Origin of the sequence: Bacillus testis, from assembly GCF_001243895.1 — a bacterium.
Lineage (GTDB): Bacteria > Bacillota > Bacilli > Bacillales > DSM-1321 > Bacillus_AD > Bacillus_AD testis.
Window position 1 is genome coordinate 1,469,541 of sequence record NZ_LN851186.1, and the last position, 12,010, is coordinate 1,481,550.

At 40.3% G+C, this 12,010-nt stretch carries 12 protein-coding genes; 6 read left to right on the forward strand and 6 right to left on the reverse strand.

Going from position 1 to position 12,010, the window contains the following annotated elements:
• Positions 1 to 43 precede the first annotated feature (43 nt).
• Positions 44 to 1,636 (reverse strand): ATP-binding protein, encoded by a 1,593-nt coding sequence (locus BN1765_RS07760; RefSeq protein ID WP_050614579.1) that lies wholly within the window; start codon positions 1,634 to 1,636, stop codon positions 44 to 46.
• 1,345 nt (positions 1,637 to 2,981) lie between these two features.
• Here BN1765_RS07760 and BN1765_RS07770 point away from each other — a divergent pair.
• Positions 2,982 to 4,028 (forward strand): YkvI family membrane protein, encoded by a 1,047-nt coding sequence (locus BN1765_RS07770; protein WP_050614581.1) that lies wholly within the window; start codon positions 2,982 to 2,984, stop codon positions 4,026 to 4,028.
• A gap of 65 nt (positions 4,029 to 4,093) precedes the next feature.
• Here the strand turns inward: BN1765_RS07770 and BN1765_RS07775 are convergent, their stop codons facing one another.
• From BN1765_RS07775 to BN1765_RS07785, 3 genes are all read right to left on the reverse strand, one after another.
• Positions 4,094 to 4,867 (reverse strand): hypothetical protein, encoded by a 774-nt coding sequence (locus tag BN1765_RS07775; RefSeq protein WP_050614582.1) that lies wholly within the window; start codon positions 4,865 to 4,867, stop codon positions 4,094 to 4,096.
• Positions 4,868 to 5,002: 135 nt separating this feature from the next.
• Positions 5,003 to 5,620, reverse strand: a complete 618-nt coding sequence (locus tag BN1765_RS07780) for a CPBP family intramembrane glutamic endopeptidase (protein ID WP_050614583.1) — start codon at positions 5,618 to 5,620, stop codon at positions 5,003 to 5,005.
• Positions 5,621 to 5,837: 217 nt separating this feature from the next.
• A complete protein-coding gene (locus tag BN1765_RS07785; protein WP_050614584.1) occupies positions 5,838 to 6,026 on the reverse strand; it encodes a YkvS family protein in 189 nt (62 codons plus the stop codon).
• A 288-nt stretch (positions 6,027 to 6,314) separates the two neighbouring features.
• Here BN1765_RS07785 and BN1765_RS07790 point away from each other — a divergent pair, with 288 nt between their 5' ends.
• The gene (locus BN1765_RS07790) at positions 6,315 to 6,518 is read left to right on the forward strand and encodes a hypothetical protein (RefSeq protein WP_390621171.1); all 204 of its coding nucleotides are present in this window, start codon (positions 6,315 to 6,317) and stop codon (positions 6,516 to 6,518) included.
• Between the two features lie 184 nt (positions 6,519 to 6,702).
• Here the strand turns inward: BN1765_RS07790 and BN1765_RS07795 are convergent, their stop codons facing one another.
• Positions 6,703 to 7,188, reverse strand: coding sequence for a sigma-70 family RNA polymerase sigma factor (locus BN1765_RS07795; RefSeq protein ID WP_050614586.1), 486 nt, complete (start codon positions 7,186 to 7,188; stop codon positions 6,703 to 6,705).
• A 224-nt stretch (positions 7,189 to 7,412) separates the two neighbouring features.
• On the opposite strand from BN1765_RS07795, the gene BN1765_RS07800 reads away from it, so the two are divergent.
• A complete protein-coding gene (locus BN1765_RS07800) occupies positions 7,413 to 7,838 on the forward strand; it encodes a competence protein ComK (RefSeq protein WP_050614587.1) in 426 nt (141 codons plus the stop codon).
• Positions 7,839 to 7,883: 45 nt separating this feature from the next.
• On the opposite strand, the gene BN1765_RS07805 is transcribed toward BN1765_RS07800, so the two are convergent.
• Positions 7,884 to 8,246, reverse strand: coding sequence for a PilZ domain-containing protein (locus tag BN1765_RS07805; protein ID WP_050614588.1), 363 nt, complete (start codon positions 8,244 to 8,246; stop codon positions 7,884 to 7,886).
• Between the two features lie 558 nt (positions 8,247 to 8,804).
• Between BN1765_RS07805 and BN1765_RS07810 the strand changes: the two genes are divergently transcribed.
• The 3 genes from BN1765_RS07810 to BN1765_RS07820 all read left to right on the forward strand — a co-directional run bounded on the left by BN1765_RS07810 (position 8,805) and on the right by BN1765_RS07820 (position 11,983).
• Complete coding sequence (locus BN1765_RS07810; protein WP_050614589.1) at positions 8,805 to 9,071, forward strand: phosphocarrier protein HPr; 267 nt, start codon at positions 8,805 to 8,807, stop codon at positions 9,069 to 9,071.
• Positions 9,071 to 10,792, forward strand: coding sequence for a phosphoenolpyruvate--protein phosphotransferase (gene ptsP / locus BN1765_RS07815; protein WP_050614590.1), 1,722 nt, complete (start codon positions 9,071 to 9,073; stop codon positions 10,790 to 10,792). Before BN1765_RS07810 ends, ptsP begins: the two co-directional genes overlap by 1 nt.
• A 312-nt stretch (positions 10,793 to 11,104) precedes the next feature.
• On the forward strand, positions 11,105 to 11,983 hold the full coding sequence (locus BN1765_RS07820; RefSeq protein WP_050614591.1) for an NAD(P)-dependent oxidoreductase: 879 nt from the start codon (positions 11,105 to 11,107) through the stop codon (positions 11,981 to 11,983).
• Positions 11,984 to 12,010 lie beyond the last annotated feature (27 nt).

Genomic DNA, 12,010 nt, shown 5'->3' on the forward strand with positions numbered 1-12,010 from the left:
AAACCGCCACCGATCAAAGTTTCACTTTATAGGAAGTATGATTTTAAATAAATTGCATGTGATGGGGCTTTTCAAAAGGCAGCAAAATTTTTATGGTAGTTCCCGATCCGGCAACAGAGTTGATGCTGATTGTCCCATTATGCTGCTGGATGATCCGTTCAGTGATCATGAAACCGAGCCCGGTGCCCGTTTCTTTTGTTGTAAAAAAGGGTTTCCCGATATGTTCAAGTACATTGGCGGGAATGCCAATGCCATCATCTTCTATCGTTAACAGTACATTTTTTTTGTTTTGTTCTTTGCATGTTATGGTGATATGGCCACCGTTAGGCATGGCTTCAAATGAATTTTTGATGAGATTGATGAATACCTGTTTGAGCTGGTTTCCTTCACAGAGCACCCAAAATGGGGATCCGCTGCATTGTGTCGAAATAGCTACACCTTTGTAATGCGCCTCTGATTGGAACAATAAAATGACTTCCATCAGCAAATCATGTAGATTATGCAATTTAATATTCGTTACGTGCGGTTTCGATAACACAAGGAATTCCGAGATGATGCTATTCATCCTCTTAATCTCTGAAGTTATGATATCCAGGTATTGTTTATGCGGGCTGTTTTCTTCATTCAACATTTGGATAAATCCAGAAATGACAGTCAATGGGTTTCTGATTTCATGTGCCACTCCGGCAGCTATTTCTCCCGTCACTTTCAGTTTTTCTGAATTGCTGAGATACTCTTCCATCATTCTTTTTTCCGTTACATCGCGGATCATGCATGAAACAAAATCCATTTGGCTGTGTACATTGAAGATGGGCGATATCGTCATTTCGACAATAAGGCATTCCTGGCTGTGCTTATTGCTTTTCAGTTCCAGCCCAGTGATGCTTTCCCCTTTTCTTGCTTGCTCCAAGGCGTTTTCAACAGCGGCGATGGATTCAGGGAAAAATGTTTGCAGATGCGGGATTTTGGTTGAAAAATCAGGTATATCATACAGCTCAAGAAATGCCTGGTTGAATTCGATGATTTTTCCGGTTGGATCCAAAATAGCGATTGCATCCTTTGAATAAGAGAACAAAGATTCATAGAGAGATTTGGTGGAATGCAAATCTTCTTTCGCTTTGGATTCCATTTTTTTGTTTCTGCGCTTTAATATATCCGTTTGGTGGACCATATTTAATAGAATAAAAAAACATAGACCAATAAAGACAAAAATGTGCATAAAATTGATTGGCAGCATATTATGCAAAATTTCTTCGCCTTTTTGGAACCAAAGAAATCCTTGTAAAACAAGCGAAACCAATGTAGATGCAATCAAGACTTTTTTATTCTGATAGTAAGCGGCGATTATAATGGTAATCATCATAAAAAAATAATTGCTTATGTAAGGCAAAGTGTAAGCGACATAAAAAGTAAGAACAACTGACGTTGCAATAAGGATGCACATCACGATATATGGTTTTTTCCAGTATCTATTCAATGCAGTCATGATGCCATTCATCAAGATGGTCAGAATGATCTCTTTGGTCCACATGGAATCTTGGGTGATAGCATTGACAAATATCTGCACCGCGACAACAATCCAGATTAGATTAGTTAAAATATGATTGTGTTTTTGAATTGCTTTTAAATCATCCATAATAGATACCTTTCTCTAAATTCATGAATATTTTACCATATATTTATGTATAAATAACATTTATGCCATAATTTTTATCAATTACTTCTCCTCCCGTTGAGTTAATGATCGATAAAAGTATAAATATGGAATACTAATTGCTTGTCTTAATACTGTGAGCCACGCATATACTTTCTCGAGGAGGGGACTGCTATGCATGCCAAAATAACAGGCATTTTTCAAATTGCTGCAGTGTATGTGGGGACAGTAGTGGGTGCTGGTTTCGCAACAGGCAGGGAAATTGCGGAATTTTTTACGCAGTATGGGCTCTTTGGTCTGTTTGGAATTGTACTGGCGGGACTGGTGTTTGTTTGGATGGGCACAAAAATAATGTTAATCGCGTTAAAAATCAAGGCAGCCTCCTACCAGGAATTGAATAGGCATTTATTCGGAAAGAGATGGGGTATTCTTGTAAATGGTTTGTTCTTTATAATGCTTCTCGGGGTGAGTGCAGTTATGCTGTCTGGAGCGGGCGCGGTTTTTGAAGAACACTTACATATACCGAAAGTGTGGGGAGTCATCCTGACATCGCTATTGGCATTATTGATTCTTATGCAGGGGATGAAAGGTTTGATCGCTATAAATATTGTCGTTGTTCCTCTGATGATCTTCTTCAGTTTTCTTCTGTTATGGAACGGCATAAAACAGCCGCATTTTCTGGAGGATGCATTGAGGATGCCTGCAACCGGTATCAGTTGGGGAAGCACCTTTTCCCCCATATTATATAGCGCCTTCAATTTAGCATTGGCAGCGGCTGTTCTTGTGCCGACTGCAGCAGAAATTAAGGACGTCAATGTTATAAAAGGCGGAGGAATCGCGGGTGGGATCGCTTTAACTGCCATTTTGGTGTCAGGCCATTTGGCACTAAGCACTCTCCCCGATGTTCTTGGGTATAGCATTCCAAGCGCTGAATTAATGAAGCAGGGGTCTTCGGTGCTTTATTATATTTTTTTATTGNAGTCATGATGCCATTCATCAAGATGGTCAGAATGATCTCTTTGGTCCACATGGAATCTTGGGTGATAGCATTGACAAATATCTGCACCGCGACAACAATCCAGATTAGATTAGTTAAAATATGATTGTGTTTTTGAATTGCTTTTAAATCATCCATAATAGATACCTTTCTCTAAATTCATGAATATTTTACCATATATTTATGTATAAATAACATTTATGCCATAATTTTTATCAATTACTTCTCCTCCCGTTGAGTTAATGATCGATAAAAGTATAAATATGGAATACTAATTGCTTGTCTTAATACTGTGAGCCACGCATATACTTTCTCGAGGAGGGGACTGCTATGCATGCCAAAATAACAGGCATTTTTCAAATTGCTGCAGTGTATGTGGGGACAGTAGTGGGTGCTGGTTTCGCAACAGGCAGGGAAATTGCGGAATTTTTTACGCAGTATGGGCTCTTTGGTCTGTTTGGAATTGTACTGGCGGGACTGGTGTTTGTTTGGATGGGCACAAAAATAATGTTAATCGCGTTAAAAATCAAGGCAGCCTCCTACCAGGAATTGAATAGGCATTTATTCGGAAAGAGATGGGGTATTCTTGTAAATGGTTTGTTCTTTATAATGCTTCTCGGGGTGAGTGCAGTTATGCTGTCTGGAGCGGGCGCGGTTTTTGAAGAACACTTACATATACCGAAAGTGTGGGGAGTCATCCTGACATCGCTATTGGCATTATTGATTCTTATGCAGGGGATGAAAGGTTTGATCGCTATAAATATTGTCGTTGTTCCTCTGATGATCTTCTTCAGTTTTCTTCTGTTATGGAACGGCATAAAACAGCCGCATTTTCTGGAGGATGCATTGAGGATGCCTGCAACCGGTATCAGTTGGGGAAGCACCTTTTCCCCCATATTATATAGCGCCTTCAATTTAGCATTGGCAGCGGCTGTTCTTGTGCCGACTGCAGCAGAAATTAAGGACGTCAATGTTATAAAAGGCGGAGGAATCGCGGGTGGGATCGCTTTAACTGCCATTTTGGTGTCAGGCCATTTGGCACTAAGCACTCTCCCCGATGTTCTTGGGTATAGCATTCCAAGCGCTGAATTAATGAAGCAGGGGTCTTCGGTGCTTTATTATATTTTTTTATTGGTGGTATACGGGGAAATATTCACTTCTTTAGTCGGAAATACTTTCGGTTTAGAGAGGCAGTTACGGACGATTGTAAAGGCTAAGAGTCTATTAATCTATGTTTCTCTCCTAGCGGTCGCATATCTAATCGGCCAGTTCGAATATGGGGCATTGCTATCCTTCCTGTATCCGTTATTCGGTTATGTAAGCACTGTATTCTTAGTTTTATTATTCCGGAGCAGCCAAGCATTTGAGGGCGAATAAAAATAGAGGGCAGAAGTATATTCTGCCCTCTGTATCAATTTATCTACAACGATTTAAATTTCACTTTATTGTTTTGTAATCGTTTTGGCCATTGCAGCCAGTGCCGAACGTTGGTCATTTTTAGCGGTTGTGAATAAGGTTAGCTTCATTGGATTTTTGCTGTCTTTGACCAAATAAACAGTGACTACATCTTCGCCATTGCTTGCTTCATAGATTGTTGCATTTGGAAGCTGCAGGCTGCTGTCTGCCGGATGTGTAATCGTTTTGTTGGTGTCTTCTAATTCAACAGGAATATTTTCTTCGATTTGGGCCCAATCAGGATTTTGCAAAAGTTCGATTCGCATATTGACTTGATCGGCACCCTTCATATAAAGAACGTCCTTGCCCGGTTCTTCCCCTGTTAAAGCATATTGGGGAAGTGTATAGATGGTATATCCCTGATTGTCGCTTTTGGTCAGTTTTCCTTTTTCCTTCTTAGATTGGCCGTTTACTTGATAGGTTAATTCTTTAGAATTGCTGTCTACTGCATTTCCTTCGCTGCTGTTTGTATCAGAAGAAGGCTGGTCGTTTGTATTTTGATCAGCGTTATTGCTTTCTGATGTGGTTCCTTCCTGATCTTGCGTTTTATCCTCATTATTCGTATTTGTTGTATCGGCAGATTGCCCATTAGTAGCATTGTTTTCGTTTGTCTCAGTTTCTGTTGCGGTCTCCTTGGAAGGTTCTTCTTTTTTGGCGGTTGGCTCCGTTTTTTTGTCTGGAGAATCACTCGCTTCATTGCTGCCGCATCCCGCTAATGCTACCAGACCTGCTAGAGAAAGTGCCATAAGTAATTTCTTCATTTGTTTATTCCTCCAATTTAGTGCTATTTTTGCCATTTACATAGAGTATTTCATAAATTTAGACGAATTACGAGAGAAAAAGTTACATTATATAAAAATGGGGCCCCTTTTTTCAGCGGGAACCCCATTAGCCACTTAGTGCAAAGGCAGTAAATAAAGAAGTATAAAATCAAAAACCATATGGGAGAGGATCACTGTAAATAGAGATTTCTTCCATTGGTAGAGGAAGCCCCACATGAGTCCGCCTGCAAGGCCGGCCAGCAATAATGCGTTATTTTGTGCGTATAGCATAGGTATGCTATACAAAATGGCAGAAGTAAGGATTGTCCATAATGGCGTAAAAGCAGCGCTGAGCTTCTTTTGGATAAAGCCCCGCCAAAACAATTCTTCTCCCGGAATCAGAATAAGAAATAGGACGGCGAATTGCCATAAAGCAGATGGGCTATAGAGCTTATATAATTGCGAGACATCCTTCGCAAGGCTTTTGAAATGCAGCAGCGAGAAAAGCTCGTTTCCCAAAGCAAAAACAGCATAGAGCAGAATGGCCGATAGAATGCCGTATAACATGTTTTTTCCAGTGATGCTGCTACGGGAATTTTGAGAGTTGCTTGATAAAGTGAAACAAACCAAGAAAAGAATAGAGGCTGTATACAAATACCAAAACACAGATGGATATTGATAGGTAAGATATAAAAGAATTTGGGCGCTGACCAAGGACAGCACAAAACGGAAATCCGTCGCACATGCTTTCATGCGTGAAATTTACCTCCTCAGATGCAATAGTTGAATATAACAGTTGTTATTGTATTTTATTTTAGGGTCTCATTACAACAGGATATGTATAAAGTAAGATTTTACAAATCGTTGGAACCATTTTACATGCAAAAGAAGAGAACCACCGATTTGGAGGTTCTCTTCTTTTTAAATAAACATAGGCTTAGGCCGCCGTGAGGAATGCGCTTACAAAAGGTTATTGGTTCGTAAGCTCGATAATCTTATAATTCTTATGGTTCACTACGGTTTTTTGCTCCAATTCAAGATCACGGTAATTGTCCATGCAGGTAACATCCACAATGACCGAGTTCTCGTTCACTTTTTCAACAATCCCTCTCAGGCCACCCTTAAACTCAATTAAGTTCCCGATTTGAGCAATCTTCATTAATATCACACCTTTAGCATTCTATTGTACTTCTCCGCGTCAGAACAATCTGCCCGTATGAATGTTGTGAAAATAAGGAATGGAAAATTCAAACAAATGTAATTGTTCGAAAATATACTTTACAGTTTGCACTATTTTATCGAATACGTAAAGGTTTTTTTATAAAAAAATTAGAAATAACTGTAAATGTCTGTGTTTTGTTTTTTTTCAAAGAAACACATACTGTTCTTTCCATCCAAAAGCAGTCGAAATAATGTATACTGACTGTACTGATATTCTGAAAATGAGGTGTTTATATTGAATAGTGATACCGCTAAGGAATTGTTGGAAAAGTTAAAACAGAAAGAATTGGATGAAATAACTGTGTCGAAAGAGGATTTCTTAACGTTCAGGGCAGAATTGACCAAGCGTGCAGATTTTAAGCATTTTAAAGGAATTGCCAAGCATGGGGGCATAACATCCTACGTGTATTGCGATGAAGCCCGGAGTTAAGCGGGAGGAGGCGCAATGGCCTCCTATTATCCCGTTTTAACTGGCGCTAAGGCTCTCGCTCCAATATATGCGTAAAGAAGAAAAAGTGTAAATGGAATCAAGCGCCAGCAAGAGTCCGATTGGGCCAATGATGGCCGTAGGGGCGGAATAGAAATCCCATTGAGCAAATGTTTCCCTTTTTCTTTTAGTCTACATTCCATGAAGTGCGCAATCTGGCTAGTGCTCCCCGCCTCCATGACTTTACGGCGCATACATTTTTGTTGAAGCGGGAAGCTGTTTCTTCCAGGCTCATATTGTATACGTAGGTGTGTATAAGCCAATTTGCCTGATTTGCGGTTAAGCCCCTGCAAAGATCCAGGAGATCTTGATGTTCAAAATAGATGTCGCATTCGCTAGGTTCATAGGCAGTGTGGTCGGAATCCATAATAAGGCAATGCCTTTCTTCCCAATTGTTTTGCTTGCGCAATTCGGTCAAGATACGGCCTTGTATCATAGAATAGGCATAAGTAATAAAGGACGCTTTATTTTCTTCATATTTGTCTGCTGCTTCCCACAAGGCTACAAGACCAACACTGTAGTAATGGTCATGGTCTTTGTAGATACGGAGTTTATGAATAATTGAATGGATTAAATTGGAATGGCTTGCCGCTAGGTTTTCAAAGGATTCCATTGTTTCCTCGAGTCAGTCATCGCGATGATTCTTGTATTCCCGGGTAAATCCCACTATAAGCGGATGTAGTCATTTCAGTCCAAAGCGGTTCTGGCGGCAAATCATCTGTTTTTGGCCATATCGCCAGTGAAAAGGCCCCTTTTTTTAAAGTGCTTCCAAAAAGGACGATTATCATGGGGGAAAGGCAGAATGTCTGTACTAGATGAAAAGGAGGGAAAGGATGCATGAAAGAACAATTGGATTATCATCTATCAAAAGGAACGATGGCATTGGTCCCGGCTAAGCATCCCTATTACCGCAGTATCATCTTCGATTCTGAGGGCACCTTCTTAACCATCCAGAGCATTTCAGAGTTGCTGGAAAGGTTTTATGAGGGAGGATCCTATCTTGTTTATCAAGACTGCTTATATGTGGCTGTTTCCAACAAGGGGGAAGAAGTGGTTGCATTCCCTACAAAAGAAGCGCATGAAGAAGGCTGCATGTGGATTTTCCCCAAGCATATCGAAAAGATAAAAGTCTTTGAAAAGGTTAAAGTTTTTTTCAAAAATGCTGAACGTTTGAATACCAATTGCCAACCTTCAGCTTATGAACATATGATGAAGGCATATGGTCAATGGGAAAGGCAAAAAAAGAACCAGGAAAAAAGGTGAGGATATACCTTTTTTCCTGATTCTTTTATGGCACAGGATCAGTTGTCAGTTGCTTTTAATGGAACCAACATACCGTTTGATCGCATTGGTAATTTGATCGGCAGAGACATTATTTTCATCGAGAGAAAAACCATACATATATGTTTTTCCGGTCGGTTTTTTCCATACTGTATAGCCTGGCATATCCAAGCAATCCCCATTCAAGGAAATTTGAATGAAGAATTTCAGTTCCTGCTTAATGGGCAATATGAGATCTGATGTAAAACAACATCCTTTAGGGCTGAGATTATAAACAAGGATTGCTCCTTTATTGCTGCGTTCACTTCCATCCTCTGTATGAATGACGCTAAGGGACCCCTCAATTGGACTGTCGAACTGGTAACGAAAGGGTTCATGCCTTTTATACATGAACAACTCCTCCAATAGTTAACGTTTTATCTGTATTTTCCTCTATTAAGAATTTTTTTGCAATCGAATTAGCAAACTTATTTAACAAATCCTACACAACTTATCGAATATAATGGAATAAAAATACATTATCCTGCGCCTTACTGCCTATAAATGTAATTGTAATCGCTATCACAAGCGTAGAAACGGAATAGTCGAAAACGAAAATGGTATAGTAATAAAAATAATAGCTTTCAACATGGATTCTGCCCATTTTTTACCTTGAAAGGGCATGATTAGTGTGGGAGGATTTACCTTTTGAGAATTGTGCTTTTTTTATCGGTAAAATGAAAAAAAGTCATTGTGTCGTTTCCATTGTAATGCTATTATTTTGGGGATAAGAGGTCTGTAGTCAGACTTTGGCTGCCTATATGCTGGCCAAATGATATTTTTTATGTGTTTCTATTGGATGTATACATTACAAATATTGAATTGGGGTATTATGTAATAGAAGTTATATATAAAAAAGACGCAAGATCTCACTAAAAAGTATTATTTATAAAGGAGTTTGATTTTATTATGGAACAAAAGTCTTTTAAAGTTATCGCAGATACAGGTATTCATGCTCGTCCAGCAACATTGTTGGTTCAAGCTGCAGGTAAATTCGATTCAGAAATCAACCTTGAGTACAAAGATAAAAAAGTGAACCTTAAATCAATCATGGGCGTTATGAGCCTTGGAATTGGCCAAGGAGCTGAAATCACTATCACAGCTGAAGGCAGCGACGAGCAAGATGCGATCAACACATTGGCTGAGACTCTTAAAAAAGAAGGTTTAGCAGAATAATGACAACTATGTTAAATGGAATTGCAGCATCTAACGGTATTGCGATTGCAAAGGCATATCGTCTTATAGAACCTGATTTATCCTTTTCAAAAAGCGATATCTCTAACGTCGAAGAAGAAGTAAGCCGATTCCAGAAAGCGGTTGAAACATCAAAGACTGAACTACAAGCGATCAGAGATAAGGCAAATGAAGAATTGGGAGCTGACAAAGCTGCTATCTTTGAAGCCCATCTATTAGTCCTAAGCGATCCAGAATTATTAGGTCCTATTGAAGATAAAATTAAAAGTGAAAAAGTGAACGCAGAAGCTGCACTTAAAGAAGTAGCTGATATGTTCGTTACGATGTTCGAAAGCATGGACAACGAGTACATGAAAGAACGTGCTGCGGATATCCGCGACGTAACTAAACGTGTTCTTGCCCACCTACTTGGCGTACAAATCCCAAATCCAAGCATGGTAACGGAAGAAGTAATTGTCGTTGCTGAAGATTTAACTCCTTCAGATACCGCTCAATTAAACCGCCAATATGTGCTTGCTTTCACAACTGATATCGGCGGAAGAACATCTCACTCTGCAATCATGGCACGCTCAATGGAAATCCCTGCTGTTGTGGGAACCAAAGAAGCGACTGCTTCAATTCAAAATGGCGATATCATCATCGTAGACGGTTTGGATGGTCAAGTCCACATCAATCCAACTCCTGAATTGATTGCTGAATACAAAGAAAAAGCGGCTGCTTACGAGCAACAAAAAGCAGAATGGGCGAAGCTAATCAACGAAAAAACCGTTTCTAAAGACGGCCACCATGTAGAGCTTGTTGCTAATATCGGTACACCGAAAGATGTTAAAGGTGTCATTGACAACGGTGGAGAAGGCGTTGGCTTATACCGTACTGAATTCTTGTACATGGGCCGCGATTCTTTCCCGACTGAAGAAGAACAATTCGAATCTTACAAAGCAGTGTTAGAAGGCCTAGAGGGCAAACCGGTTGTTGTCCGTACATTGGACATCGGCGGAGACAAAGAACTTCCTTACTTGAGCCTTCCTCATGAAATGAATCCTTTCTTAGGTTTCAGAGCAATCCGCCTATGCTTGGAAGAGCAAGATATGTTCCGTACACAACTTCGTGCGCTATTGCGTGCAAGCGCCTACGGAAACCTAAAAATCATGTTCCCGATGATTGCGACACTTGGAGAATTCCGTGAAGCAAAAGGAATTCTACTAGAAGAAAAAGCAAAACTTGTGGAAGCGGGCGTAAAAGTCAGCGACGATATTGAAGTGGGTATCATGGTTGAGATTCCATCGACAGCTGTTATGGCAGATCTTTTTGCTACAGAAGTTGACTTCTTCTCAATCGGAACAAATGACCTTATTCAATACACAATGGCTGCGGACCGTATGAATGAACGCATTTCTTACCTTTACCAACCGTATAATCCGGCAATCCTTCGCCTTGTTAAAAACGTTGTGGATGCAGCGCATAAAGAAGGCAAGTGGGCAGGCATGTGCGGTGAAATGGCAGGAGACGAAATCGCGATCCCACTTCTATTGGGACTTGGATTGGATGAGTTCTCTATGAGTGCTACGTCTATTCTGAAAGCGCGTTCCCTAATCTCTCGTCTTTCTAAAGAAGAGATGGAAGGGCTTGCTGCTAAAGCATTGAATATGAAAACAAATGATGAAGTTCTTGAAGCTGTTAAAGCAGCGGTAGAACAAAAATAATACAGAAAAAGGCCATCCTGCTAAGAAGGGATGGCCTTTTCTGTATATAAAATTTGATAAATATAAAAAAAGATTGTTTAAGGTGTTTACTTATGGAGCTTATGGGTAAAAGTAGAAGGAGCATAATTGTTAGACTCGTAGTGCAGCTAACATTCTCATTTCCCCCATTTTAAGCCGGCATATGCCGGCTTCTTTTTTTTGCGGAAGTTGGGAATAGCGAGGGTACATAAATGGGCTGTATGTTATAATATTGCTGATTAATGATATACATACTTATCTGAATAATTAGTTAAATAAGGAGAGGATGCAAGAATGGGCAGCGTGGAAAAAAAACCGGTAATCGGATTTATTGGAATAGGCGTAATGGGAAGCAGCATGGCTTCCAATCTTATGGATAAAGGCTATGACTTGATTGTGTACACTCGGACAAAGGAAAAGGCAGAAGAGTTGCTTGATAAGGGTGCTGAATGGTCTGAATCTCCAAGACTGCTTGCCCAATCGGCAGATGTGATCATTAGCATCGTCGGCTATCCTAAAGATGTAGAAGAAATTTACCTTGGAGAAGAAGGAGCGTTCCAATCTGCGCGTAAAGGCACAATTGTGATTGATATGACCACATCCAAACCATCATTGGCCAAAAAGTTATATGCGGAAGGCAAAAAGAAAGGTATATCGGTTTTGGATGCCCCGGTGTCAGGGGGAGATATTGGAGCCGAGAAGGGGACTCTTGCTATTATGGTGGGAGGAGAGAAAGAAGTTTATGAGAAGGCTTTGCCGATCCTCCAGGCCATGGGCACAAATATTGTCTATCAAGGAGAAGCCGGAGCCGGCCAGCATACTAAAATGTGCAATCAAATAGTGATCGCCTCTAATATGGTCGGAGTATGTGAGGCAATTGTTTATGCCGAGAAAGCCGGCTTGAATCCGCAGAAGGTTCTGGACAGTATTTCGACAGGGGCTGCAGCAAGCTGGAGCCTTTCAAATTTGGCGCCGCGAATCTTGAATGAAGATTATTCGCCTGGATTTTTTGTTAAACATTTTATTAAAGATATGCAGATTGCCTTGGAGGAAGCAGCTGAAATGGATATGAAAGTGCCGGGACTAACATTAAGCAAATCTATGTATGAAACCATCGCCAAGAAAGGGGAGGGAGACAGCGGCACACAGGCGCTCCGCAAATTCTGGGATTGAGCTGTTATTTGTTCTTACGCTGTTGAA